The organism is Oceanicaulis sp. UBA6590 (assembly GCF_002433705.1).
Taxonomy (GTDB): Bacteria; Pseudomonadota; Alphaproteobacteria; order Caulobacterales; family Maricaulaceae; genus Oceanicaulis.
This window is the reverse complement of record NZ_DJIQ01000067.1, coordinates 62,867-88,504: the sequence shown is the minus strand read 5'-3', so window position 1 is coordinate 88,504 and position 25,638 is coordinate 62,867. Positions and strand designations below refer to the sequence as shown.

Annotated in this window: 27 protein-coding genes and 1 riboswitch; of the genes, 9 read left to right on the top strand and 18 right to left on the bottom strand. The window is 64.3% G+C overall.

The window, feature by feature from the left end; genetic code table 11:
* The 7 genes from gcvPA to B2Z70_RS14510 all read right to left on the bottom strand — a co-directional run.
* Positions 1 to 989: aminomethyl-transferring glycine dehydrogenase subunit GcvPA (gene gcvPA / locus B2Z70_RS14540; protein ID WP_292984258.1), on the bottom strand; the 989-nt coding region annotated here is incomplete at its 3' end.
* Between the two features lie 95 nt (positions 990 to 1,084).
* Entirely contained in the window at positions 1,085 to 1,450 is a 366-nt protein-coding gene (gene gcvH, locus B2Z70_RS14535; protein ID WP_009803209.1) for a glycine cleavage system protein GcvH, read from the bottom strand.
* A 33-nt stretch (positions 1,451 to 1,483) separates the two neighbouring features.
* Complete coding sequence (gene gcvT / locus B2Z70_RS14530) at positions 1,484 to 2,578, bottom strand: glycine cleavage system aminomethyltransferase GcvT (protein ID WP_292984255.1); 1,095 nt, start codon at positions 2,576 to 2,578, stop codon at positions 1,484 to 1,486.
* Positions 2,579 to 2,754: 176 nt separating this feature from the next.
* A riboswitch (glycine riboswitch) is annotated at positions 2,755 to 2,845 on the bottom strand.
* A gap of 161 nt (positions 2,846 to 3,006) precedes the next feature.
* The gene (locus B2Z70_RS14525) at positions 3,007 to 3,399 is read right to left on the bottom strand and encodes a hypothetical protein (protein ID WP_292984253.1); all 393 of its coding nucleotides are present in this window, start codon (positions 3,397 to 3,399) and stop codon (positions 3,007 to 3,009) included.
* Positions 3,400 to 3,410: 11 nt separating this feature from the next.
* Entirely contained in the window at positions 3,411 to 3,803 is a 393-nt protein-coding gene (locus B2Z70_RS14520; protein ID WP_009803206.1) for a hypothetical protein, read from the bottom strand.
* An 86-nt stretch (positions 3,804 to 3,889) separates the two neighbouring features.
* Positions 3,890 to 5,653 (bottom strand): arginine--tRNA ligase, encoded by a 1,764-nt coding sequence (gene argS, locus B2Z70_RS14515; RefSeq protein ID WP_292984250.1) that lies wholly within the window; start codon positions 5,651 to 5,653, stop codon positions 3,890 to 3,892.
* A gap of 14 nt (positions 5,654 to 5,667) precedes the next feature.
* Positions 5,668 to 6,243 carry a hypothetical protein gene (locus B2Z70_RS14510; protein WP_292984248.1) on the bottom strand — a complete coding sequence of 192 codons (576 nt, stop codon included), beginning with the start codon at positions 6,241 to 6,243 and terminating at the stop codon, positions 5,668 to 5,670.
* 147 nt (positions 6,244 to 6,390) lie between these two features.
* On the opposite strand from B2Z70_RS14510, the gene ispH reads away from it, so the two are divergent.
* The 3 genes from ispH to rnhA are packed head-to-tail and all read left to right on the top strand — an operon-like array spanning position 6,391 to position 8,249.
* Complete coding sequence (gene ispH / locus B2Z70_RS14505; protein WP_292984246.1) at positions 6,391 to 7,335, top strand: 4-hydroxy-3-methylbut-2-enyl diphosphate reductase; 945 nt, start codon at positions 6,391 to 6,393, stop codon at positions 7,333 to 7,335.
* 21 nt (positions 7,336 to 7,356) lie between these two features.
* Positions 7,357 to 7,785: a DUF1801 domain-containing protein gene (locus B2Z70_RS14500; RefSeq protein WP_292984244.1), complete on the top strand. Its 429-nt coding sequence runs from the start codon at positions 7,357 to 7,359 to the stop codon at positions 7,783 to 7,785.
* 17 nt (positions 7,786 to 7,802) lie between these two features.
* The gene (rnhA, locus tag B2Z70_RS14495) at positions 7,803 to 8,249 is read left to right on the top strand and encodes a ribonuclease HI (RefSeq protein WP_292984242.1); all 447 of its coding nucleotides are present in this window, start codon (positions 7,803 to 7,805) and stop codon (positions 8,247 to 8,249) included.
* A gap of 48 nt (positions 8,250 to 8,297) precedes the next feature.
* Here the strand turns inward: rnhA and B2Z70_RS14490 are convergent, their stop codons facing one another.
* A complete protein-coding gene (locus B2Z70_RS14490; protein WP_009803200.1) occupies positions 8,298 to 8,780 on the bottom strand; it encodes a peroxiredoxin in 483 nt (160 codons plus the stop codon).
* A gap of 123 nt (positions 8,781 to 8,903) precedes the next feature.
* On the opposite strand from B2Z70_RS14490, the gene B2Z70_RS14485 reads away from it, so the two are divergent.
* Both B2Z70_RS14485 and B2Z70_RS14480 read left to right on the top strand, forming a co-directional pair.
* A complete protein-coding gene (locus B2Z70_RS14485) occupies positions 8,904 to 9,488 on the top strand; it encodes a YqgE/AlgH family protein (protein ID WP_292984239.1) in 585 nt (194 codons plus the stop codon).
* Positions 9,489 to 9,580: 92 nt separating this feature from the next.
* Entirely contained in the window at positions 9,581 to 9,736 is a 156-nt protein-coding gene (locus B2Z70_RS14480) for a hypothetical protein (RefSeq protein ID WP_009803198.1), read from the top strand.
* Between the two features lie 15 nt (positions 9,737 to 9,751).
* On the opposite strand, the gene B2Z70_RS14475 is transcribed toward B2Z70_RS14480, so the two are convergent.
* The 9 genes from B2Z70_RS14475 to coxB all read right to left on the bottom strand — a co-directional run bounded on the left by B2Z70_RS14475 (position 9,752) and on the right by coxB (position 17,991).
* Complete coding sequence (locus B2Z70_RS14475) at positions 9,752 to 11,485, bottom strand: GNAT family N-acetyltransferase (protein ID WP_292984237.1); 1,734 nt, start codon at positions 11,483 to 11,485, stop codon at positions 9,752 to 9,754.
* Between the two features lie 25 nt (positions 11,486 to 11,510).
* Positions 11,511 to 12,179: an SURF1 family protein gene (locus tag B2Z70_RS14470; RefSeq protein ID WP_292984235.1), complete on the bottom strand. Its 669-nt coding sequence runs from the start codon at positions 12,177 to 12,179 to the stop codon at positions 11,511 to 11,513.
* Between the two features lie 43 nt (positions 12,180 to 12,222).
* On the bottom strand, positions 12,223 to 12,648 hold the full coding sequence (locus tag B2Z70_RS14465) for a DUF983 domain-containing protein (protein ID WP_009803194.1): 426 nt from the start codon (positions 12,646 to 12,648) through the stop codon (positions 12,223 to 12,225).
* A complete protein-coding gene (locus tag B2Z70_RS14460; protein ID WP_292984233.1) occupies positions 12,648 to 13,553 on the bottom strand; it encodes a cytochrome c oxidase subunit 3 in 906 nt (301 codons plus the stop codon). Before B2Z70_RS14460 ends, B2Z70_RS14465 begins: the two co-directional genes overlap by 1 nt.
* Positions 13,554 to 13,642: 89 nt before the next feature.
* Complete coding sequence (locus B2Z70_RS14455) at positions 13,643 to 14,227, bottom strand: cytochrome c oxidase assembly protein (protein ID WP_292984231.1); 585 nt, start codon at positions 14,225 to 14,227, stop codon at positions 13,643 to 13,645.
* 6 nt (positions 14,228 to 14,233) lie between these two features.
* The gene (locus B2Z70_RS14450; protein ID WP_009803191.1) at positions 14,234 to 14,434 is read right to left on the bottom strand and encodes a cytochrome c oxidase system small membrane protein; all 201 of its coding nucleotides are present in this window, start codon (positions 14,432 to 14,434) and stop codon (positions 14,234 to 14,236) included.
* Positions 14,431 to 15,456: a heme o synthase gene (gene cyoE, locus B2Z70_RS14445; RefSeq protein WP_292984228.1), complete on the bottom strand. Its 1,026-nt coding sequence runs from the start codon at positions 15,454 to 15,456 to the stop codon at positions 14,431 to 14,433. The genes B2Z70_RS14450 and cyoE overlap by 4 nt, the downstream gene beginning before the upstream one ends.
* Positions 15,457 to 15,496: 40 nt before the next feature.
* On the bottom strand, positions 15,497 to 17,113 hold the full coding sequence (gene ctaD / locus B2Z70_RS14440) for a cytochrome c oxidase subunit I (protein WP_009803189.1): 1,617 nt from the start codon (positions 17,111 to 17,113) through the stop codon (positions 15,497 to 15,499).
* Between the two features lie 11 nt (positions 17,114 to 17,124).
* Positions 17,125 to 17,991 (bottom strand): cytochrome c oxidase subunit II, encoded by an 867-nt coding sequence (gene coxB, locus B2Z70_RS14435; RefSeq protein WP_040612758.1) that lies wholly within the window; start codon positions 17,989 to 17,991, stop codon positions 17,125 to 17,127.
* A 262-nt stretch (positions 17,992 to 18,253) separates the two neighbouring features.
* Here coxB and B2Z70_RS14430 point away from each other — a divergent pair, with 262 nt between their 5' ends.
* From B2Z70_RS14430 to B2Z70_RS14415, 4 genes are all read left to right on the top strand, one after another.
* A complete protein-coding gene (locus tag B2Z70_RS14430) occupies positions 18,254 to 18,862 on the top strand; it encodes a tetratricopeptide repeat protein (RefSeq protein WP_292984225.1) in 609 nt (202 codons plus the stop codon).
* Positions 18,863 to 18,948: 86 nt separating this feature from the next.
* Positions 18,949 to 20,361, top strand: a complete 1,413-nt coding sequence (gene tldD / locus B2Z70_RS14425) for a metalloprotease TldD (protein ID WP_009803186.1) — start codon at positions 18,949 to 18,951, stop codon at positions 20,359 to 20,361.
* Between the two features lie 119 nt (positions 20,362 to 20,480).
* Positions 20,481 to 22,565, top strand: coding sequence for a TonB-dependent receptor plug domain-containing protein (locus tag B2Z70_RS14420; protein ID WP_292984222.1), 2,085 nt, complete (start codon positions 20,481 to 20,483; stop codon positions 22,563 to 22,565).
* A gap of 110 nt (positions 22,566 to 22,675) precedes the next feature.
* On the top strand, positions 22,676 to 23,602 hold the full coding sequence (locus tag B2Z70_RS14415; protein ID WP_292984220.1) for a retropepsin-like aspartic protease: 927 nt from the start codon (positions 22,676 to 22,678) through the stop codon (positions 23,600 to 23,602).
* 55 nt (positions 23,603 to 23,657) lie between these two features.
* On the opposite strand, the gene B2Z70_RS14410 is transcribed toward B2Z70_RS14415, so the two are convergent.
* The gene (locus B2Z70_RS14410) at positions 23,658 to 25,538 is read right to left on the bottom strand and encodes a peptide MFS transporter (protein ID WP_292984218.1); all 1,881 of its coding nucleotides are present in this window, start codon (positions 25,536 to 25,538) and stop codon (positions 23,658 to 23,660) included.
* Positions 25,539 to 25,638 lie beyond the last annotated feature (100 nt).

Here is a 25,638-nt window from a genome sequence, read left to right as displayed (position 1 = left end):
TTGGTGCAGATGTTCGAGGTCGCCTTGTCGCGGCGGATATGCTGCTCACGGGTCGAGAGCGTCAGCACAAAGCCGCGACGGCCGTCCGCGTCCACGGTCTCACCGGCCAGACGGCCCGGCAGGTTGCGGATGTAATTGCGGTCGTTGCGGCAGGCGAACAGACCCACATGGGGTCCGCCGAACTGCAGGCCGACACCGATGGACTGGCCTTCGCCCACCACGATGTCCGCGCCCATGGCGCCCGGGGTCTTCATCAGGCCCAGCGAGACCGCCTCGGTGAACACCGCGATCAGCAGCGCGCCCTTCTCATGGGCGGCCTTGGCGATGGGCTCCAGATCATGGACCTGGCCGAACACGTCCGGATTCTGCACCACGACGCAGGCCACATCATCGGGGATATCCGCGGCGATATCGTCCAGCCCGCCCGGCTTGGCCGCATCGTCCTTGATCTCGATATCCATGTATTTGGCCAGCGTATGCGTCGCCGCCGCGTAATGCGGATGCAGATTGCCGCTGAGAATCGCCTTCCGGCGCTTGGTGATCCGGCACGCCATCAGCACGGCTTCACCGCAAGCGGTCGAGCCGTCATACATGGAGGCGTTCGCCACCTCCATGCCGGTCAGAAGCGCGACCTGGGTCTGGAACTCGAACAGGGTCTGCAACGTGCCCTGGCTGATTTCCGGCTGATACGGCGTGTAGCTCGTCAGGTATTCCGAACGCTGGATCAGATGATCCACGCTGGAGGGAATGTGGTGCTTGTATGCGCCCGCGCCCACGAAGAACGGCGCTTCGGAGGCCGCGATGTTCTTGCGCGACATCTGCGTGAGAAGGCGCTCGACCTCCATCTCGCTCTTGTGGCGCGGCAGGTCCACCGGCCCGTCCAGTCGCGCCTTCTGCGGCACATCCTCGAACAGGGCGTCGACAGAATCCACGCCGATCTTCTCGAGCATCTCGGCCCGGTCGGCGTCGGTCAGCGGGAGATAGCGCATGGGCGATCCACCTTCCTTCAATAAGCAGGGCGGGCGGCCCCACGGGCCGCCGGTCGTGTCGCTGCATCTAGATCGACGCCGTCAGGCGTCGAGACTTACTTGGTGTGTTCGGCGTAGGCCGCGTCATCCATCATCGCGTCAAGCTGGGCCTTGTCCGACAGCTTGATCTTGACGAACCAGCCCTCGCCTTGCGGCGCTTCGTTCACGGTCGCCGGCGCATCTTCCAGAGCCGAGTTCACTTCGATGATCTCGCCGGACACAGGGGCGTAAACCTCGGACGCCGCCTTCACGCTTTCCACGACAGCCAGCTCGTCGCCCTGGGCGACCGTCTTGCCGACTTCGGGCAGCTCCACGAAGACCACATCGCCGAGCTGCTCGGCGGCGTAGGCGGTGATGCCCATGACGCCCTCTTCGCCCTCAACGCGGATCCATTCATGGTCTTTGGTAAAACGGGTGCTCATCAGACGTCTCCTCCAGAGCGGTAATGCGCGGGATCAACCGCGATAAAAACGATGCGGCGCGAAGGGCGTCTTCACCACTTCGGCCGGGCGCGCCTTGCCGCGCACCATCAAGTCAACCTGCGTGCCGGGCGTCGCCAGATCGGTGCGCACATAGCCCATGGCGATGGGCGCGCCCACGGTCGGGCCAAAGCCGCCCGAAGTGACCACGCCAACCACCTCGCCATTCACGGCGATTTCCGTGCCCTCGCGCGCCGGAGCGCGGTCTTTCAGGGCGATGCCGACGCGCTTCTTGGCGGGCTTGTCGGCGATGTCCTTGAGGATGCGCGCAGCGCCCGGGAAGTCGGCGCGCTCACGGCGGGATTTGGCCACCGCCCAGGTCAGGGCCGCCTCGATCGGGCTGGTCGCCTCGTCCATGTCATGGCCATAAAGGCACAGCCCCGCTTCCAGACGCAGGGAGTCCCGCGCGCCCAGACCGATGGGTTTCACGCGCGCATCAGAGAGAAGCTTGCGGGCGAAATCGCTGGCGTGCTCGTTGGCGACCGAGATTTCAAATCCGTCCTCGCCGGTATAGCCCGAGCGGGAGATCATCAGGCGCAGGCCGTCCACTTCGAACCAGCCCGCCTGCATGAAGACCATCTTGGCCGCGTCCGGGCAGATATCCGCCATCACCGCGCCGGCTTGAGGCCCCTGCAGCGCCAGCAGCGCGCGGCCATCAAGCTCAACGAGTTCGGCGACGCCCTTGGTCGCTTCGATGATGTAATCAAAGTCGGACCGCTTGCAGGCGGCGTTCACCACCAGGAACAGGCCCTCATCATCCGGACGGGAGACCATCAGGTCATCCTTGATCCCGCCTTCGGAATTCAGAAGCAGGGTGTATTTCTGCTCGCCGGACTGCAGCGCGGCGAGATCCGCCGTGATCAGCTTTTCCAGCGCGCTCTCATCGCCGATCAGACGCGCCTGCCCCATATGGGACACGTCGAACAGGCCCGCCGCCTCGCGGGTGTGATTATGTTCGCCCATGACGCCGTCATACTGGACAGGCATTTCATAGCCGGCGAACGGGACCATCTTGGCCCCCAGCTCGACATGGAGATCATAAAGCGGCGTGCGGTTGAGCGTTTCGGTCATGTCTGGCCTCAGCATGCGGGTTTGCGAGCGTCGCGCGGCTCATGCCGGCTCCGATTCGCCCCCGCTGTCTTGAAGACCTGAGAGATTCCCGCGCGGCGCCAGCCAGGGAGAGGCGCGCCCGCATTGCTCCTTCGGTGGGGCGCTGAGTGTTCAGCGCCCGCTTTCCAGCGTTAGGTCTTAGGCTTGCGGTCCGTTAGCCTGAGCGTTTCCGGGGCGGTTGCGCCTTCGGCGCCGGCGTCTTCGGCCGGTCTCTCCCGCAAGTGACCTGTATCTAGGCCCGCTGCAGCGCGCCTCACGGCGGGTCAGCAGCGACGCGCAAACCTAGCGTTTGCGCGGTATGAGTCAATCGCGATTGGGCGCTGCAGCATAGGCGTGACAGCCCCTGATCCCGCCCGTCAGACCCGTTGGTCCGGCGCCCCTCTGCATCCCTATCGCGTCACGGGCGGAGTCAGCTGGATGCAGGCTTGCAAGGCGGTCTGAAGGGACTGGGGAATGGCCAGCTGCTCGTCCTCAGGCAGGGCCTCGAATTCCGTCATGACCATATCACGCACGGCTTCCCAGTCCTGGATCTCACCGCGTCCCTCGATGCTGGCTTGCGAGCCCAGGGCCATCATGCGAAAGCCATCCGCGCTGACCGTTTCGCGCAGATCATCGGAAAAACACTGGCAGAAGCTTTCAAAGTCAGCCGGGGTTTGCGACGGATTGCGATCCGTTTGCTGGATGCGACAAGCCTGTTGCAGCCAGACGCCATACTGGCGCTCATCGGCTTCGTATGGTCGATCATCAGACAGCGCCAACCCCAGCGCCAATGCGATCAGCATGCCTGCCTCCCTCAGTTATGGGTTGCAGGCCCCAGCGTCACGCATTGCTGCAAGCTGGATTGAAGCCGTCCGGGAATTTCACTCTGCTCCTGCTGGGACAAGGCCGAATATTCCGCATAGGCGGTATCACGCGCCGCTTCCCAGTCAGAGATGTCCGCCCGGTCCTGGGCATGACCCTGCAGGCTCAGCGCCATGACGCGAAACGCCTCATCGGATGAGGTTTCATTGAGTCTGTCGGCGACACAGGCGCAAAACGCCTCGAATTCCGCCGGTTCATGGCCGTCGCGGCGATCCGCCTGCTGCAGGCGACAGCCCTGTTGCAGCCAGGCTGAGTATTGCTGTTCGTCCGCTTCAAAAGGCCGGTCATCAACCAGCGCCAGAGCCAGAACCATGGTCATAAACATAGGCGTCTCCCCGTCATGGAGACACTCTAGACCAGACGCCCGTCCCCGCCCTCCCCTGAACAGGGGGGCGAGGAGCAAACCCGGGCCTACATCCGTTCCGGCACGTCGATCCCGATCAGGCCCAGCACGATTTCAAGCTGGGTGAGCGTGGTCTGCGCCAGACGCAGGCGGGAGGCGCGGATGGCCTCGTCCTTTTCCGGCAGAATCGGGCACGCGGCGTAAAAGCCGGAAAAGGCCTGCGCCAGACCATAGGCATGCTCGCACAGCACATTCGGCGCGCGATCGCGTTCGGCCCGGCTCAGCGCGCCCTCAAAGGCGTCGAGACGGCGGATCAGCGCTTCTTCGGCCTTGTCCGAAATCGTCACGGCGCCTGGCGCGACGCCCTGATCGCCCGCTTTCTTCAGCAGCGATTTGATGCGCACGGCCTGGTATTGCAGATACGGACCGGTCTTGCCCTCGAAGCTGACAAAGCGATCAAGATCAAAGATATAGTTGGTGGTCCGCACATTCTGCAGGTCGGAGAACTTGATCGCGGCGTTCGCCACGGCGCGCGCCACGGTCTCGAACTCGTCCGACGTCAGCTCAGCGCCAAGGCCGGCCTCGTTCAGACGCGCCCGCGCCCGGTCCCGCGCCTCATTGATGAGATCCGCCAGACGGAAGGTGCCGCCCGCCCGAGTGCGCAGACGCTTGCCGTCAGTCCCGTTCACGGTGCCGAACTTCACATGCTCCAGCGCGCCTTCCTCAGCGAGGCCCGCCTTGTAGGCGGCGCGGAAAACCTGCTCAAAGTGATCGGACTGCCCGAGATCCACCACATAAAGGGTCAGCTCGGGATCCTGCTCGCGCTTGCGGTCGAGAATGGTCGCAAGGTCGGTGGTGGCGTACAGCGCCGAGCCCTGGCTCGAGACCAGGATCAGCGGCGCCAGCTCCTTCTTGTCGTCCTCACGGGCGACGCGAACGATCCAGGCGCCGTCGCTTTCCTCTGCGACGCCGCGATCCTTGAAGTCCCGGACCAGTTCGGGGATCAGGTCATTGACGTCGCTCTCGCCCTTCCACAGGTCGAAATGCACGCCCAGCGCGCCGAAATCCTCTTTCAGCGCCGCGATCGACACATTGATGAAATGGCGCAGCAGCGCCCGATAGCCCGCGCGCCCGGCCTGCAGCTCCGCCGTCGCCTTGCGCGAGCGGGCATTGCGCTCGGGGTCTTCCTTCGCCTTGGCGGACGCTTGCGGGTAGAGCCGCGCCAGATCCTCGATCGTGACCGGCGGCTCATCGGGATACGGGCCGGTGAAATCGGCGTCATAATAGACGAGGTCGGGCTTTTCATCTTCCAGCTCGGTGACGAGATGGCCCATCTGAAGGCCCCAATCCCCGAGGTGGATGTCAGAGGTGACGTCATGGCCGCGGAAGCGCATCAGGCGCTGCAGGCTGTCGCCGATCACGGATGAGCGCAAATGGCCCACATGCATGGGCTTGGCGACATTCGGCCCGCCGAAATCGATGATCAGGCGCTTGGGAGCGGTGCTCTTGCGACCGCCAGCGCGGTCGTCTTCAGACAGGCCGTTGGCGCGGATCGCATAGACATTGCCTGCCGGGGTGATGTTCAGGAATCCCGGCCCGGCGATCTCCACCTCAAGATGGGGGTGCAGTTCGGCAAGCCTGGCCTTCACGTCCTCGGCGACCGCGCGCGGAGCCTTCTTGGCCTGCTTGGCCGCCGCCATGGCGCCATTGCACTGATAGGGGGCGAGATCCGGACGGTCGGATTCAAAGACCGTCCCGAGATCCGCGGACAGGCCCACGGCCTCGAAGGCAGCGCCAACGGCGCTGCTGAGCTGTTCAACAATCGAAGTCATCTTGTCTCGGCGTTCTAATCGTCTTGCCCGGCCCGGACGCGGAAGCGCAGACCGCTGCGATTGAATTCAAGCTGCTCATCGGTCAGCTCGAACCCGACAATGATTTCATAGTTCGCGCCGGACGTGGTCGGCGACACGCGCGGCAGCGAGATGGAGTTGAACTCCTCGATCACTTCCACGCGGTCCTCACCCGGCTCGAAGGTGACGGTGATCGGAAAGACCTGGCGGTCAACCACCGCACGGTCTGTCCGGGTCACAGCCACGAACATGTCATAGGTTTTTGTATCGCTCTGCGCGGCCGGCCCGCGGCCAAAGGCCAGGCGCACCGCCATTTCCATGTGGATCGGGTCCGCATTCCGGCCCGAATAGCGGCAGGTGCTCGCGACATTGAGAATTTCGCCGGTGAACCCCACATTCTCGTAGACCGCGTTGTCGCCGCTGATCTCCACGAGACGGTGCGCGTCATAGAGCGCCAGGGCGTTCGGACACGGTCCCGGATTCGGATTGGCGTCCCCGAGCGTGTTCCGCACGCTGGAACAGCCAGACAGGACCAGTGCGGCGGCGAACAAGCTCAGTACGGACAGGCGCATGAAAAACCTCAAGGCATTCGGATGGCGAACCATCGCGGAGGACGGCATGCCCCCCTTCGCGGGGCGCACGGGGTCTGCTAGAGCAGTCTGTACGACGCGCGCGCGGACAGGGCAACGCCCCGCCGCCTTTCCCGGCAGAGGAAATCCATGACCGACAAACCCGTTCTGACCGTTCAGCTGGCCTCTCCCCGCGGTTTCTGCGCCGGCGTGGACCGTGCGATCCAGATCGTGGAAAAGGCGCTCGAGCGGTATGGCGCGCCGGTCTATGTGCGTCACGAGATCGTCCACAACAAGCATGTCGTGAACCGGCTCGAGGCCATGGGCGCGGTGTTCGTCAAGGAGCTCGACGAGTGTCCGGACGACCGCCCGGTGGTGTTTTCCGCCCATGGCGTGCCCCAGCGCGTGCCGGCCGAGGCCGCGCGTCGCAACATGCTCTATGTGGACGCCACCTGCCCGCTTGTGAGCAAGGTGCATGTGGAAGCCCAGCGTCACCACAAGGCGGGCCAGGAAATCCTCCTGATCGGCCATGCCGGCCATCCTGAAGTGATCGGCACCATGGGCCAGCTGCCGGACGGGGTGATGCATCTCATCGAGACGGTGGAGGACGCCGAGACCTTCGTGCCCAAGGATCCGTCCAATGTCGCCTTTGTCACCCAGACAACCCTGTCGGTGGATGACACCGCGGACATTGTCGCGGCCCTGCAGAAGCGCTTCCCGGACATTGCCGCCCCGCACAAGGAAGACATCTGCTACGCCACCACCAACCGCCAGGCGGCGGTGAAGGCCATTGGCGAAGGCGCGGATCTGGTCCTCGTGGTGGGCGCGCCCAACTCCTCCAATTCGGTTCGGCTGGTGGAAGTGGCCGAGCGCGCCGGCGCCAAGACCGCGCGCCTGGTGCAGAAGGCCGAGGAGATCGACTGGAGCTGGCTTGAGGGCGTGAAGCGCATCGGCATCTCCGCGGGCGCCAGCGCGCCCGAGGAACTGGTGGAGGGCCTCCTCTCCGCCCTCGCCCGCCGCTACACCCTTCATATCCGGGAAATTCGGGTGGCCGAGGAAAACGTGGTGTTCAAACTTCCCCGGGAAGTCGCGTAAGCTCTCCCCAGGGAGACGCTGATGACCCAGAACAAGACCCGGCCCACGCCCGAAGCCGTCACGGACTATCTTCAGACAGTCGAGCCTGCCGCCCGCCGCGAGGACGCTCTGGCGCTGGACGCCCTGTTCCGTCGCATAACCGGCTGGTCGCCCGTGATGTGGGGGCCGAGCATGATCGGCTATGGCGCATATCACTATCGCTATGAGAGCGGTCGCGAGGGCGATTTCCTCGCCACCGGATTTGCGCCCCGCAAGACCAGCCTGTCGATCTACATCATGCCCGGCTATGCCGATTACGGCCCGATCCTTGAGCGATTGGGCAAGCACAAGACGGGCAAGAGCTGTCTTTACGTGACCCGGCTGTCAGAGATCGATCTGGACGTTCTGGCCGAACTCATCCAAGCCGGGCTTGACGATCTGGGCCGCAAATGGCCGGTCCGCCCCAGCTAGACTTCAGAGAGTGCGTTTTGGCCGAGAACACCATTGTGATCCACACCGACGGCGCCTGTTCGGGCAATCCGGGGCCCGGAGGCTGGGGCGCGATCCTGCACTGGAAGGGGCATGAGAAGGAGCTCTCGGGCGCCGAGGCCGAGACCACCAATAACCGCATGGAGCTGACGGCGGCCATCGCGGCGCTCGAGGCGCTCAAGCGTCGCTCGAAAGTGCGCCTGGTCACCGACAGCACCTATGTGCGCGACGGCGTGACCAAATGGATCCATGGCTGGAAGCGCAATGGCTGGAAGACGGCCGCGAAAAAGCCGGTCAAGAATGACGATCTGTGGAAGCGGCTCGACGCCATCGCGTCAAAGCATGACGTGACCTGGGAATGGGTGAAGGGCCATGCCGGCCATCCCGAGAACGAACGCGCCGACCAGCTGGCCCGCGACGCCATCGCCACGCTCTCAAAAGGCTGAAACCCCGGCCCGGCCTGACGCCGCACCGGGGCCTCTAACAGTAAAAGCCTACAGCGCCTTGAGCATGTGCTCGGCGGAGGACACTTCGAAATTGCCCGGCTCGTCGACGAAGACGTGCTCGACCTTTTTGTCGTTGACCACCAGCGCATAGCGCTGGGAGCGCTTGCCCATGCCGAAGGCGGAGCCGTCCATCTCAAGGCCGAGGGCGGATGCAAAGTCACCATTGCCGTCCGCCAGCATCAGCACGTCATCGCCCGCGCCCTGATCCTTGCCCCAGGCGCCCATGACGAACACGTCATTGACCGAGGTGCAGGCGATCCGGTCCACGCCCTTGGCCTGCAGCTCGGCGGCCTTCTCGATGAAGCCCGGCAGGTGCTTGGCCGAACAGGTCGGGGTGTAGGCGCCCGGCACGGCGAACAGGGCCACGCGCTTGCCGCCGAACACGTCATCCGTGCTCATCGGCTGCGGGCCGTCGGCGGTCATGGTCATGAAGGTGACGTCGGGCAGCGTATCGCCGGCTTTGATGGTCATGAGGGGCTCCTGAAGCGGACTGAAAAGGATGGCACTGACTTAAGACGCGCCCTGCCCCGCGACAAGACGCCAGGGAGCCGCGAAGGACTGGACAATCTGAACGCTTGGGGAAAAGCTGTTCCCATGACGTCCGCACTCCCCCATACCCAGACCGGCTATCTGGGCGGCAAGCTGCTGATCGCCAGTCCGCTGATCGGCGACACCCGCTTTGACCGCACCGTCATCTATATGTGCGCGCATGACGCGGAGACCGCCATGGGGATCATCCTGAACCGCCCGCTGACCGGTTTGCGCCTGCCCGATCTTCTCGAACAGCTGGATGTCAGCGGCGGCGCGCAGGCGCAGGATGCGCCCGTTCTGGAAGGCGGCCCGGTGGACCGGGACCGTGGGTTCGTCCTTCACACGCTCGATGTGGATTGCGGCCCTGCGACCGAACATGTCGGCCATGATCTGGGCCTGACCGCCACCCAGGAGATCCTGATGGCGCTGGCGTCCGAGGACGCGCCGTCCCGCGCCCTGATGGCGTTGGGATATGCCGGCTGGGGTGCGGGACAACTCGAGGACGAGATCAGTCTCAACGCCTGGCTGGTCGCGGATGCGGACCATGACCTGATCTTTGACGACCAGCCCGAAGAGAAATGGGCCCGGGCGCTCAACAAGCTGGGCGTAACGCCGGAATTCCTGACCGCGGCCAGCGGCAATGCCTGAAAAACTGGTGCATGAGCCATATTCACAATTGACTTGCACCGGGAACTCGCTTGAATGGGGAAAAGTCCTTCAAGCGCATTGCCGGAAATACCATGGCTGTCCGATCAAAACGCAAGTCACAAGCGTGGCTGGTTCGCATCCGTGATTGCTCGGCCAAGGCGTTCGTCCTTGGGGTGCTGGGACTGGCCGTGATCCTGTTTCCGCTGGCGCTGACCTCGGGCTCGGTCTGGGCCCTGTGGTATTTCTAGGCGGACTCGCCGCCCCTATCCACGCTCTTGCATCTGCGCCGCCCCGAACCGGCTCGCCATGCCTTGCGTGACGGCGCGCGCGGCGTCCTGGGGGGAGAGTGCAGGCGCAAAGTGATACCCCTGCCCGTAATCGCACCCCAATTCGAGACACAGGGTTTGTGCGGCCTCGCTCTCCACGCCCTCGGCCACCACGCTCATGCCGTAACTTTCGGCGATCCTGACAACCGAAGAGATGATGGACCGGGCTGAGCCGTCGGTGAGCGCGGCGCGGATGAAATACTGGTCGAGCTTGACGACATCGAAGGCGAACCGGTCAAGCCGGGCCAGCGAGGAATAGCCCGTCCCGAAATCATCCAGCACGATGGGCACGCCCTGATCGCGGACGGCGTTCAGGGTGCGCTCGGCGGCCTCCGGGTCAACCATCACGTCGGTTTCGTTGACTTCCAGCTTGAACGCGCCGCGCGGCAGACCGCTGGCCTGCACCGCCTGCAGGAGCCGGTCGGCGAAATCCGGAGCGCTGACCTCGGTCGCTGTGGCGTTGGCGGTCACGAACAAGTCCAGAGGCCCGTTCCGCGCCGCCAGCCAGGCGGAAAGATCCTGAACCGCCATGGACCGCACGCTCTCCCCCACCGCCTCGACATAGCCATGAGCCTGGGCAAGAGGCATGAATTCATCCGCGCCCAGTACGCCCACGCCCGGACGATCCCAGCGGGCCAGGGCTTCAAATCCGGCGAGCCTCTTCGTCTTCAGATCGACGACCGGCTGATAATAGGCGCACACATCGCCCGATTTCAGCGAGTCCGCGAGCGCGGTTTCAAGATCCATGTCCGCGCGGCCGCCCGCCGAGCCGCCCGCCGGCAGCATCAGCCCGCGCCAGTGCAGGCCATCGCCCTGACCGATGAGCCGCACATAGCGCACTTCATGATCATCGCCCAGGAGCCGCAGACGCACGTCACAAGGGCCGGCGCGCTGCAGCAGGTCCAGTCGGGGCTGATCCGCCGGCGCCAGGCGTTCACGCAGATGTCTGACATCGCCTGCAGCGCCGAGCGCGCCCAGACCAAGGGCGGTCACCTCGCCCCCCAGGGTCAGATCATGATCGAGGAAATTGATCTCCACCGCCAGCGCCCCCGCCGCCGATACGGCGTCCCTGTAGGGTCGCAAGGCGGTGGGATCGGTCATCGGATCGTTCTTCAGGATGGCGAATTTGAGGTGATCCCGCCACTCGCCATGAATCTTGAGATAGGACCGCGCGACGCCTTCCGGTGTGAAGCCCACAGACAGCAACAGCCTGCGCGAGGCGTCATTATCAAGCCGCGTGGCGGCCTCGATCCGGTGCAGGCGCAGACTGCTGAAGGCATGCCCCAGCACGCGGCGCACGGCGGCGCGCGCATAGCCCTTGCGCAGATAGGGCGAGCCGATCCAGTAGCCGATATCAGCCGCCTGCAGCACGCCGCGGCGCACATTGTTGAGATTGCAGGCGCCCAGCAGTACGTCATCGGAGGCGCGGAAGATGAAGAAGGGATAGCCCGTCCCGTTCTCCACATCGCTCTGATACCGGCGCATGCGACGCTTGTAGGCGGATTTGGTCAGCTCGTCCTCGGCCCAGCTCGGCTCGAACGGCTCGGTATGCGCACGGCTGGCCGAGCGCAGCTTGGCCCAGGCTTCGTAATCATCAAGCTGGGGATGGCGCAGACGCAGCCCTTCGGACCACAGCACCGTCTCCTGCATGTCTTCGCGCCAGAGCGCCATGGGGTCGTCCTTCGCCGTCGCTTGCCTAGCCCCGCCATGTCAGGCGGCCGAACTGTATATGATACGCGAAGTAAACAGCCAGCAAAGCCAGCATCATCGCAAACCAGGTGATGGCGTAGGCCAGATGGCGCTCCGGCGGCGTCTGGGTGAGATAGGCGGGCGGGGCGCCATCGCTCAACGCCAGCCAGTACTGGTCGTTCAGACGATCCGCCTCAACGTTCAGAACCCCAGCAAAGGCTTGGGCGTCAAACGCGTAAAACTCGTTGGCGTCCGCATTGGCGGGCGGCGTGAACGGCCCCTGCCCCAGAGGCGTTTCAAACCGCAATTGCGTGAAGGCATCAGTCTCGGTCAGGGCGCCGTCATCGGCGCGCGTCGCCGTCTCAAGCCCCTCAAACCCGGTTTCCATCAGCACCAGTTGCGCGCCGTCGCACGCCCGGACCGGCCTGAACAACCGCCAGCCCGGCGCGCCCTGGGCGTTCCGCCCGGACACCCGCACCGTATCCGCTTCAGGGTCCGCCGCTGGCGGCACGACCCGGCGTCCGATTTCCGCGCGGCCCGCACACAGGCCCTGGTCCAGAGAGATCGGCTCTGCCTCGGCCGTGGCCGCATAATCGGCCAGAAGCTCGATCTTCCAGGCGCGGCGGTCCAGCTGCCAGCTGCCCAGCCAGATGAGCAGCGCCAGTGCGGGCAGCATCACAATCGTCAGAACAGGAAGCGGGCGAAAACTCGCCATCAGATCAGGCCGCGTCAGTATCGCTTGAAGAAGCCGCGCCGGGGCGGTCATCCTGCTCGCCGCCTTCCGGAGCGAGGTCGAGCTGCGCCTCATGGGCGTTGTGCTTCCACTGCAGGGCGAAGAGGGTCGCCTTGAAAGGCGGTAGGATCAGCAGGGTCAGCACAGTCGACAGCGGCAGCCAGAGCAGCATGTGCAGCCAGACCGGCGGGGAAACCGCCAGTTCCAGCGCCAGCGCTGCGGGCACCACGATGAAACCCACAATGGACATCACGAAGACGGCGGGGCCGTCGCCGGAATCCTCGCTGGAGAAATCAAGGCCGCAGACGCCGCAGGCGTCCGCGACCTTGAGATACTTGCGAAACAGAGCGCCTTTTCCGCAGCGCGGGCACCGCCCGAGAAGGCCGGCGAGAAAAGGGCTCGTTTCAGTCATTAGTGGCCGACCCCGTGCGCAGTGCCCAGACCCGCATTGCCCACATAGACAAAGACGTACAGGAACAGCCAGACCACGTCCACGAAGTGCCAGTACCAGGCGGCGGCCTCGAAGCCGAAATGCTTTTCCTTGGTCCAGTGACCCATCATCAGACGGATCAGGCAGACCGCCAGGAAGATGGTGCCGATGATGACATGGGCGCCATGGAAGCCGGTGGCCATGTAGAAGGTCGCGCCATAGAGGCTGCCCGAAATGCCGAAGGCAGCGTGGGAGTACTCATAGGCCTGCAGCGCGGTGAAGCTCACGCCCAGCAGCACGGTCAGGAGCGTGCCCAGTTTCGCGCCCTTGCGGTCGCCATGCTGCAGCGCGTGGTGCGCCCAGGTCACGGTCGTGCCCGACAGCAGCAGGATCAGGGTGTTGATCAGCGGCAGATGGAAGGGGTCAAAGGTCTGGATGCCCGGAACCCCGTTCGCCCAGCCCGAATAGTCGATGCCCAGAACGTCGCCGGTCCAGCCCGCGCCCGCACGATCGCCATGGAACAGCGCCATGTCGAAGAACATCCAGAACCAGGCGGCGAAGAACATCACCTCGGAGACGATGAACAGCAGCATGCCATAGCGCAGACCCAGATCCACGACCGGGGTGTGGTCGCCCTTCTGGCCTTCCTTGATGACATCGCCCCACCAGCCGAACATCACATAGATGATGATGGCGAAGCCGAGCAGCAGCAGGATCGGGGATCCTTGCTGCAGGAAGAAGTAGAAGATGGACTCTTCGTTGGTCGACAGGCCCTTCATGAAGACGACCGCGCCAAACGTCAGCACGAACGCGCCGAGCGAGGCGACGAACGGCCACGGGCTGGGGTCGACGAGGTGATAGTCGTGTTTAACGGCTGCGCCGGCCATGATGCTCTCCCGCCAGTATTCCCGGTCAAATAACGAGCGACTCTATAACTTCGCCCGTCCCGGTATTCAATTAATCACGCGCGTTAGCGCTACTGGGCGTCAGCATCCGATCCGGATGCCTCCGCAGTTTCATAGACCCGCTCATCACCGCTTTCCCAGAAGGTGTAGGAAAGGGTGACGGTGCGGATATCGTCCAGCCGGTCGTCTTCGTCCATAAGGGGATCTACGAAGAAGATCACCGGCATGTCCATGGATTGCCCCGGATCGAGGGTCTGCTCGGTAAAGCAGAAGCATTCCAGCTTGGAGAAATACGGCCCCATCTTGAACGGGGTCACATTATAGCTGGCGATGCCCGTCACGGGGCGGTCAGAAGTGTTGGTCGCGCGGTAGAAGGCCAGCGCCGTCTCGCCCACACGCACCTGCATTTCGGTCTGCAGCGGCTCGAACTCCCAAGGGAAGCCGCGCGAGCGCGAGGCGTCGAAACGCACCGTCACTTCGCGATCAAGCACCTGACCCGGATCGTACTGCACGAGCTGCGTCGTGCCGCCGTAGCCCGTCACCTTGCAGAACAGGTTGTAAAGCGGCACCGAGGCGTACGCCATGCCGACCATCCCCACGATCACGACGCCGCAAATCGCAAAGATCCGGGTATTCTTGTCGAGACGGGAGAACATGATCGATCAGGCTCCTGCGTTATAATTGCTGGCGAGACGGACCATCGTGGTCACGAAGATCAGTCCCACGAACACGAACAGGCCCAGCGCGATGGCGCGGTTGCGACGCTTGCGCGCGGCCTTCTGCTCTTCGGTCAGAACCACGAACTCGGCTTCGCCCTCGGGCGCAGCGTCCGGGTTTTCGGGCCGGTTGAGATCCTCACTCATGCGCCGCCTCCCAGAAAGGCCATGACCGGTGTGTAGGCGCCCGCGCCATGCTCGACGAGCAGGGCTGCGAACAGCAAGGTCAGATGGGCGATGGAATAGGCGAACAGGTCTCGCGCCGCCTTGTCGCCGGCGCGCACGGCGTAAAGCTCGTCCTCGGCCGCATTGGCGTCGCCGGCGCGCGAGGCGAAGACCCGGATGGCCAGCAGCGCGAACAGCGCGCCGCCCAGCACCACGGCGCCCGCATACACCCAGCCGCCGAGACCGGTCACGATCGGACCGGCGGTCGCGGCGAGATACAGCGCGGTGTAGATCAGGATTTGCAGACGGGTGGATTTCGCGCCCTTGGCGACCGGCATCATCGGCACCCCGGCGGCGGAATAATCGCCCGACTTGTAGAGCGCCAGCGCCCAGGAATGGGGCGGCGTCCACAGGAAGATGATCGCGAACAGCAACACCGAATTCAGGCTGATATCGCCGGTGGCGGCGGCCCAGCCGATCATCGGCGGGAAAGCGCCCGCCGCGCCGCCAATGACGATATTTTGCGGCGTCGAGCGCTTCAGCCACATGGTGTAGATCACCGTGTAGAAGAAGATGGAGAAGGCCAGAAGGCCGGCGGCGACATAGTTGGTGGCGAGCGCCATCAACAGCACCGAGGCCAGCGCCATCACGCCGGAGAAGACATAGGCTTCATTGGCGGGCACGCGCCCGGTCGGCACCGGGCGACGGCGGGTGCGCTTCATGATGGCGTCGATATCGGCGTCATAGGCCATGTTGAACGCGCCGGCCGCGCCAGCGCCCACGGCGATGCACAGCATGGCGATGGCGGCGGTCAGGAAGTTCACGGCGACAGGCGCCGCAGCGAAACCGGCGAGCCCGGTGAACACCACCAGGGTCATGACGCGCGGCTTCATCAGCGAGACATAGTCCCGCCAGGACGCCAGCGACGCGGCGTCCGAAGGATCGCGGGGCGGCGCTGCGTCAGCAGCGCCGCCCTTGCGAAGATCGGCGGAAAGGTCGGTCACGGTTTGCGTTTCCGGTTCCGTCTGTTGGCTCAACGGCACGCTACTTGATGCGCGGCAGTTCGTTGAACTGGTGGAAGGGCGGCGGAGAGGACAGGGTCCATTCCAGCGTGGTCGCGCCTTCGCCCCACGGGTTCGCTTCGGCCGGGCGGCGGCGCAGGATCGACTCGATCAGCACCAGGAAGAACACCGCCATGCCGATCAGCATCACGACATAGCCCATGGAGGAGACGTGGTTCCACAGCGCGAAGCCGTCCGCGTAATCCACATACCGGCGCGGCATGCCCTGGAGGCCCAGGAAGTGCTGCGGGAAGAAGATCAGGTTGGCGCCCACGAAGAAGAAGAAGAACTGGATGTTCGCCAGCGTCTCGTTGAACTTGATGCCGAAGATCTTCTCATACCAGTAGTAGAAACCGGCGAAGATGGAGAACACCGCGCCCAGCGACAGCACGTAGTGGAAGTGCGCCACCACGTAATAGGTGTCGTGCAGGGCCTGGTCGACGCCGGCGTTGGACAGCATAACGCCCGTCACGCCGCCGATGGTGAACAGGAAGATGAAGCCGATCGCCCAGATCATCGGGGTGCGGAACTGGATGGAGCCGCCCCACATGGTGGCGATCCACGAGAAGATCTTGATGCCGGTCGGCACCGCAATGATCATCGTGGCGGCCACGAAATAGGCTTTCAGGTTCACGTTCAGGCCCACGGTGTACATGTGGTGCGCCCACACGATGAAGCCGATGAAGCCGATGGCGACCATGGCGTAGGCCATGCCCAGATAGCCAAAGACCGGCTTGCGCGAGAAGGTGGACACGATGTGGGAGATCATGCCGAAGCCGGGCAGGATCAGGATGTACACTTCAGGGTGACCGAAGAACCAGAACAGGTGCTGGTACATGATCGGGTCGCCGCCGCCGGCGGGATCGAAGAAGGTCGTGCCGAAGTTGCGGTCGGTCAGCAGCATGGTCAGGGCGCCGGCCAGAACCGGAACCGAGAGCAGCAGCAGGAAGGCGGTCACCAGCACGGACCAGGCGAACAGCGGCATCTTGTGCAGGGTCATGCCCGGCGCGCGCATGTTGAAGATCGTGGTGATGAAGTTGATCGAACCGAGCAGTGAGCTGACGCCGGCGATATGCAGCGAGAAGATCACCATGTCGAAGGCCGGGCCGTTATGCCCTGACGTTGACAAGGGCGGGTACATCACCCAGCCGCCGCCAAAGCCATTGTCCCCGCCTGCGCCCGGAACGAACATCGATGCGAACAGCATGATGAAGGAGAAGGGCAGCAGCCAGAAGGAGATATTGTTCATCCGCGGGAAGGCCATGTCCGGCGCGCCGATCATCAGCGGCACGAACCAGTTGCCGAAGCCGCCGATCATGGCGGGCATGACCATGAAGAAGATCATGATCAGGCCGTGCATGGTCGTGATGACGTTGTAGTTATGCTCGTTGCCCCAGAAGCCGTTGTTGAAGACCTGGAGACCCGGCTCTGCGAGCTCCCAACGGATGAGGCCGGACATGGCGCCGCCAATCACCCCCGCGAAGATCGCGAAGATGAGGTACATCGTGCCGATGTCCTTGTGGTTGGTGGAATACACCCAGCGCTTCCAGTCCCAGATGCTGGGGGTGTGATCGTCGTGATGCGCAGCAGCGTCTGACATCTGATCTCTCCTTACTGGACGGAAGCGAGGCGGGCGCCGCCACGCACGTCGTCGTAATAGGCGGCCAGGACTTCCGGCGCCGTGTAGGGGTCGTTGTTGGCCGCTTCGACCCATGCGGTGAAGACCTCTTCAGGCACCACATGAACCTCGATCGGCATGAAGGCATGGCGCAGGCCGCACAGCTCCGAGCACTGGCCGTAATAGATGCCCGGCTCGTTCACTTCGAACCAGGTCTCGTTCAGGCGGCCGGGAATGGCGTCCATCTTGATGCCGAAGGCCGGCATCGCCCAGTTGTGGATCACGTCCGAGGCCGTCACTTCCACGCGCACGGTGGCGCCGGTGGGCACCACGACCGGCAGGTCGGTCGACAGGTTGCGCAGCGCCGCATACGGGTGCGCCGCCACGTCTTCGTCCGGCAGCATGTTGGCGACGTATTCGAAATCGCCATGGTCAGGATAGGTGTATGTCCAGTTCCACTGGTTGCCCGTGGCCTTGATGGTGAAATCCGCCTCGGGGATCACGTCCTGCAGATACAGCAGCTTGAAGGACGGCACAGCGATCACCACCAGGATCAGGATCGGGATGCCCGTCCAGATCACTTCAACCAGCGTGTTGTGGCTGAATTTCTTGGCTTCGGGGTTCCGCTTGCTGTTGTAGCGGACCATCACCCACAGCAGCAGGCCAAGCACGACGAGCGAGATCGCCGTGATGATCCACAGCACCATGGCGTGGAAGACTTCGATGTTTTCCTTCACCGGGGTGACAGCTTCCTGCAGCCCCAGATGACCGTCGACCGGCGCGCCGATCACGGTGGCCGAAGCGCTGGCTGTCATTACACATAGGGCGGCGAGGGCGCCCAGTATGGCCGAGAATCGCATAATTCCCCCAAGTCCTGGTTCTATCGTCCAATTGGCGACGCTTGATGAGAGGTGCGGTCAAACGTCACTTGCGGCGACTCGTCGCCACCTCCGAGTTCGGCACGATATAGACTGCAATGGCGTGCTAGCCAATCGAGCTTGAGCGCCTTTTTGTCGCACTTGGCCGTCTTTTTCCACCTCCTTGTGCGCACGAAAGTCTGGCCGCGTGATTTAGGCTTTGCTAACCTTCCAGAACACTATGAACTCTGAGGGGGCCAGATTCATGTCGACACACAGCTTCAACTCGCGATCCAACCGTCCTGTGATGCAGGCGCTGACCGGCGGCTTTTGCGGCCTGGCCATGGCGGCCTTGCTGGCGCTGGCGGTCTCTTTCGCCTTTTCCGGTCGCGCCCTGGGTCAAGAGAACGACCCGCGGTACGAATGCGAGGCGGGCGCGCGCGACACCGGCGCCACCGGTCGCGCCCTGGGCGCCTGCGATCTGCTTCTGCGTGATGCATCGGTCACCGGCGAGACCCGCGCCCGCGTCCTGACCAACCGCGCTGTCATGCTGCTGGCTCGCGGTCAGAACATCCAGGCGCGCTCTGATCTTGAAGAAGCCGTCGAGCTCTCGCCGGAGCAGGCGGAAGCCTGGCTGAACCTCTCCGCCGCGCAGATCGCCACGGGCTCGGCCCAGGCTGCGATCGACACCGCCCGTCAGGCCCGCGAGCTGGGCGCCAGCCCCGCCCTCGCCGCCTTCAACACCGCCATTGCGCTGGAGACTCTGGGCCGTTTCGAGGACGCCTACGCTGCTTATTCCGAAGCCGCCCAGCAAGATCCCGAGAACGTCACGCTCGCCGCTCAGCCGGCCCGGTTCATCTGGCACCAGGGCTGATCGGAGGGGCGGGTCTGCCCGCAAGCCTCGCACTGCGCTGCCGCACGGTCTATGTATGAGGCCTACCGCCACGTGCAGGAGCCGTCATGACCACTGATCCGTTCACCGCCTTTGAATTTGACGCCGATGATGCGGGCCGCGTGCTCGACGAGGCGCTGGTCGGAGCGGATGACGGCGAGCTGTTTCTGGAAACCTCGGCGTCAGAGAGCCTCGCCTTCGACGATGGCCGGCTGAAGGTCGCCAATTTCGACGCCGAGCGCGGCTTTGGTCTGCGGGGCGTGTTCGGCGAGGCGTCCGGCTTCGCCCATTCCTCGGACCCTACCCTCGCTGCGCTCAAGCGCGCCGGTGAAACCGCCAGCGCCGCCCGTCAGGGCCGCGATGCGGTGATGGCGCCCTCCCCGGCCCGCGCCAATCAGACCCTTTACAAGGATGTGGACGTCATCGCCCAGCCGGGTTTCGAGGCGAAATCCACCCTGCTCGCCGAGATCGACGCCTATCTGCGCGCCAAGGACCCCGAAGTGGTCCAGGTATCCGCTTCCGTCTCCGCCTCGCGCCGGGTGATCGGCATTGTCCGCGCAGGCGGCGATGTCCGCACCGAAGTGCGTCCTCTCGTGCGCGTGAATGTGGCCGTCACCTGTGAGCGCCAGGGCCGCCGCGAAACCGGCTCGGCCGGGGCCGGCGGTCGCGCCGCCTTTGATCAATGGATCGCGCCGGGCGCCTGGAAAGGGCTCGCCGACGAAGCGCTGCGGGTCGCCAAGGTCAATCTCGAAGCCGTTGATGCGCCTGCGGGCGAATGGCAGGTCGTGCTTGGCCCGGGCTGGCCGGCCATCCTGCTGCACGAAGCGGTGGGTCACGGCCTGGAGGGCGATTTCAACCGCAAGGGCGCGTCCGCCTTCTCCGGCAAGGTGGGCCAGCAAGTCGCCGCCAGGGGCGTGACGGTCGTTGATGACGGCACGATCCCCGATCGCCGCGGCTCCCTGAGCTTTGATGATGAAGGCACCCCGACCGGCCGCACCGTGCTGATCGAGGACGGCGTGCTGAAAGGCTATATGCAGGACCGGCAGAATGCGCGCCTGATGGGCGTCGAGCCCACTGGCAATGGCCGACGCGAAAGCTATGCCCACCCGCCCATGCCGCGCATGACCAATACGATCATGGAAGCGGGCGATCGCGATCCGGGCGAAATCCTGGAGAGCCTGAAGGACGGCATCTACGCCAAGAATTTCGGCGGCGGTCAGGTGGACATCACCTCGGGCAAATTCGTCTTCCGCTGCACCGAGGCCTATCGCGTGCGCGACGGCAAGATCTGCGAGCCCATCAAGGGCGCAACCCTGATTGGCGACGGCCCCACCGCCCTGACCAGGATCTCGATGATCGGCGACGACATGCAGCTTGATCCGGGCGTCGGCACCTGCGGCAAGGCGGGGCAGGGCGTGCCTGTCGGCGTGGGGCAACCCACCCTGCGCATTGACGGATTGACCGTGGGCGGCACGGGCTAGGTCCGGACAAAGCCGGACAATCACCTTACAAAGTAGTCACTTACCACCTTGTAATAAGAAATACCGGTCGTTACGCCCTAGCCTTGCGCCTGACTGTGATTTGCAAGACTGGAATTGTGATGATTGCCCGGACGACCTCGCTCGCCCTTCTGCTGACCGCGACCGCGCCTGCATTCGGCGATGATGCGCCGGATCCCGTCGTGGCGGAGGGTGAGGCGGACGGCGCCATCCTCGCCTATCCGGCCAGCTTCTTCACCGAGTTCAGCCCGGTCACGGCGCGCGACATGATCAACCGGCTGCCGGGCTTTTCCCTCTCGGACGGCAACACCAATCGTCGCGGACTGGCGGACGCCTTCGGCAATCTGCTCATCAACGGTCAGCGCCCGTCCGACAAGACGCTCGGCCTGGGCACGGTGCTGCAACGCATTCCAGCCGACCAGGTCGTCCGGATTGAGCTGATCCGCGAGCCGCTTCCCGAGTATGAGATGCGCGGCTACAGCCAGCTCGCCAATGTCATTCTGGTTGAGGGCTCGGGCATGCGCGCGAGCTTCCAGCACACCCTGACCCGCAACAATTCCTCGCGTCTCGCCTCGGCGATGGAAAGCTCCATCACCCGCCCCGTTGGCTCTGGCGAACTGACCCTGGGGCTGAACTGGGAAGTGTGGGGCCCGTCCAATGACCGCTCGGTCTTCACGGAGACGCCCGACGGCGTCCGGCTCTCTCGCGAGCACTACAATGACCAGCGCCGCTATCGCGAGATCGAGCCCTCGATCAGCTATTCCGGTCCGATTGGAGAGAACACGCGGCTGCGCGTGAACGCCAATGCGGAGTTTGTCGCCTGGCGCCGCATCATCTCGGGCTTCGCCTATGACGGCGCCGACCAGCCCGAGGCCTACATCGAACAGGCCAATGATGAACGCAGCTGGCGAGCCGGCCTCTCGTCCACTCTGGAGCATGACTGGTCTGACGGCCTCGCCTCGACCACGACCTTCCTGCTGACGCGCTCCGATACGGATAACGGACCGGAAGTGGAAAGCGTCAACACCCTGTCTTCCGGCGTGGAACGCGCGCAGGTGCTCTATCAGAACGCCCAGGAGGAGACCGCGCTGCGCCAGAGTTTCGACTGGACCCTGTCAGAGGCGCATTCGCTGACCTTCGGCGCGGAAGCCGCCTTCAACGCCCTCGACGCCAGCCTCGCCCTGTTCGAGGATACCGGCGGCGGGTTCGTCCCGATCCCCCTCCCCGTCAGCGACACCCGGGTCGAGGAAGTGCGCGGCGAACTGTTCGCCGACACGGTCTGGGTCATCAGCGAGGCCTTCTCGCTGGAAGGCGGACTGCGTTATGAATACAGCGAGATTTCCCAGTCGGGTCCGGCCGGTCAGGCGCGCACCTTCACCTATCTCAAGCCGCGGGCCAGCGTGACCTGGCGCCCGGGCGACCAGCGCCGCCTGCGCGTCGGCATCGAACGCAATGTGGACCAGCTCGATTTCGGCAATTTCGCCAGCTCCGTCGATCTCAACTCTGATCAGGTGGATGTGGGCAATCCCGATTATCGCCCCCAGACCGACTGGACGCTGGAGGCGGAGTTCGAACAGCGGTTCAACGAGGACGCCTCGCTGACGCTGACCCTGGGCCGCGTCTGGGTGCAGGATCTCGATGACTATATCGCCATCATCACCCCGACCGATGTGTTTGACGCGCCGGGCAATATCGGCGATGGCGCGCTCAACCGCATCACGCTGGACTGGACCAGCCCGCTGGGCTGGCTGGGCCTGCGCAACGCCACGCTCGACGGCTTTGCGGAATGGTATGACAGCTCGATCGAAGACCCTGTCACCGGGGTGGATCGCGCCTGGTCCGGGGTTGCGGAATGGGAATTCCGCTTTGATTTCCGTCAGACATTCCCGGCCGCGCAGATGGCCTGGGGCTGGGATTACAGCTATCGCTCCGACCGGTCGACCTATCGCGTGAGCCGTTTCACCAATTTCGAGCAACCGGCGGGCGATCTCGATCTCTATGTCGAAACCACGCGCTGGTTCGGCCTGACGACGCGTCTGGGCGCGGACTTCGTGCTCGACACGACCGAACGGCAGGACCGGATCGTGTATGACGGCTCGCGCGCGGATGGCGTCGAACGCTATCGCCAGCGCCGGTATTTCGACAACGGGCCGCAAATCTTCCTGAGCATTCGCGGCGCCTTCTAACCTCCCTAAATTGTAATCCTACGAGCTTTCTCCGTCTGGTAGACTGAAGTCGGCAGGGCGAGAAGCCGGGCGAAACAGTGATCTGGCGACCCTGCCGGGAGGAGGTCGTCATGAACGCCATTACTCGCACCTGCCTGCTTGCCGCATTGTGGGCAGGCGTCAACACCGCCGCCATCGCCCAGACCGAGGCGATCGAGCTTTTGCGAAGTCCTTCCGGGTATTTCGTCGCGCCGGTCTTCATCGGGCAGGAAGGCCCGTATCCATTCGCGCCGGACACCGGCGCCAGCCATACCGCCATCGCGCAAAGCCTGGCGGAAGCGCATGGCTTCGTCAGCACGCGCGAGCGCCTGGATTCGGTGCAGACCCTGACCGCCGAAGTCCAGGCCGAGCGTCACAGGCTCGATGTCCTGACCCTCGGCCCCTATGCGCTGAATACGGTGGATGCGGTGGTCACCCCCACCCCGCCCGATCTGGAGCTCGAGATTTACGGGCTGCTGGGCCGCAACGCGTTCGCGGGCCGCACCATACGGCTCGACTATCCCAACGCCCGGCTCTTCATGCAGGCGCAGGCGCCCGACTTCGTGGATGCCCGCATTGATCCGCGCCGCAATGTTCTGGTGGGCGCCGCCCGCGCCCGGGGCGTCGAGGACGATATCGTGGTGATGGTCGACACCGGCTCTCCCATCACGCTTGTCAATCAGGCGCTCGCGGGCCAGCTGCGCCAGCGCGCCGTGATCCGCATCCTGACCGTGGGCAGCCTCTCGCGCATCCCCGATCTGGTGGAGACCGATGATCTGGTGGTCGTCAGCCAGTTCCAGCTGGGCGGCGTCTGCATAGACCGCATGTCGGTCCACGCCGCCGATCTCGATGTCTTCCGCGCCATGGGCTGGGAGGACCGCCCGGCCATGATCGTGGGGCTGGATCTCCTGCAGAACACCACGCTGACCGTGGATTATGCGAACGGTCGCGCCGAGATCGAACCCGGCTCGCAAGGCTGGCGCTGCCCGGGCGGGCGCCGCAGCCAGCTCAGCCACTGACGCAAAAAGCCCCGGAGCGACGCTCCGGGGCTTTTCTTCAGACGGTCAGGACCGCTTACACGAGGTCGCGGGCGTCCTGATCAGGGCCGGCGGCTTCCGCCTTGGCGTCGATCTGGTCAACGGCGCGGCCATGGCCGAGCCCTTTGAGCCAGAAGCTCAGCACCCCGAAGATCACGCCCAGCACGATGGCGAACAGGCCGATCGATCCGAACACGGCGGCATAGCCATTGAGCGCCGCCGCCGGGTCGAGCACCTGGCCCGCCACCGTGTCGGTCGCGGTGAAGGTGGCGATGATGCCCGCCACGTATTGCGCGAAGGCCGAGGACAGGAACCAGCCCGCCATCATGGTCGAGACGACCGCGCCCGGGCTGAGCTTGGTGATGGCCGACAGGCCCACCGGGCTCAGGCACAGCTCGCCGGTGGTGTGCAGCAGATAGGCGCCCGCCAGGAAGATCAGGGGCACGCGATAGTCATCGCCCGCAAACTGGGTGCCCCACACCAGCAGCATGAAGCCCAGACCCACCTGAACCAGCGCGAGCGCGAATTTCAGCGGGGTGTTGGGGTTCTTGCGCAACTTGGCGAGGAAGGCCCAGATCGCCGCGAAGACCGGCGCGAACAGCAGGATGAAGCCCGCATTGAAGGACTGGGTCTGGGACGCCGTGATCTCGAACGGCCCCACCGACAGATCGGTGTTGCGCGCGGCGAACAGGTTCATGGACGAACCGGCCTGCTCGAACAGCGCCCAGAACACGACCGAGACGATGATCAGGATCAGCGCCAGGATCAGGCGTTGCGCCTCAACCTTGGTGCAGCTGTTGACCATGTAGAAGACCACATAGCTCAGGAAGCCAAGGCCGCCGATCAGGAGGAACAGCGCCAGAAGGTCCTGCTCGCCCATGCCCGGCACGGTGAAGCGGATCGTGTGCGCCTGAACCATGAACCAGACCACGACGACGCCCACAAGGCCGATGCCGTAGATCAGCCATTCGGTATTGATCGGGCCCAGCGCCTTGGCTTTCAGTTTTTCCTGGCTCGGCGGGTTGCCCACATGGTCGATGAGGTTCTTGCCCGGCAGGAAGAACAGGGCGCGACCGCGCACGAACACGACCCAGCCCAGCGCCATGCCGAGACCGGCCAGGCCGAAGCCGGCCCACCAGCCGACCGTTTCGCCCAGAAGGCCGCACAGGATGGCCGCCCAGAACGAACCCAGATTGATGCCGTAATAATACAGGGTGAAGCCGCCATCGCGACGCGGATCGTTCTCTTCATAGAGCTGACCGACGATGGAGGAGATGTTCGCCTTCAGGAAACCCACGCCCATGATGATCAGGGCCAGGGCGAAGTAGAAGATGTTCAGGAACATCCGGTCGCGCTCGACGCGCTCGATCTCGAACTGGCCCTGCGGCAGAACGGCGGGAATGCTGGCCGTGGACGGCAGCTCGGCGATCTCGAAATCGCCCTCGGAATTGGCCGAGAAGCTGTATTCCGCGCCATCCACCTCGATCATCACCGAGCGGTTCGACCCGCGGCCTTCGGCCACCAGCTCGTATTGCTGGCCCTCATAGATCAGGGCTTCGCGGGCCGGTTCGCCCTCGATCCCCATGGTCGCGTGACCGGCCACCAGCAGCAACGCGCCGAAGGCGATGGCCTTGCGGTTGCCCAGATACCGGTCCGCCAGATACCCGCCCAGCAGCGGCAAGAGATACACGAGCGCGGTATAGGCGCCGTATTGCGAGCTGGCTTCGCTGTCAGAGAACAGGAAGTGCTGGGTGAGATAGAAGATCAGCAGGCCGCGCATGCCGTAATAGGAAAAGCGCTCCCACATCTCGGCGAAGAACAGGATGTGCAGGCCCTTGGGGTGCTTGCGCATCTCCAGAAAGACCGGAATGGCGGTGGCGATCGTAATCACGATCCCCGCCAGAACGACGATATTCATGACCTGAGGTCCCTCCCCGTCACAGTCCGACGCCCCTCATGCGTCCAAAGATGAAGGACCGTGATCGAATTCGTTACGAAATGACTACCGCGCAAAACAC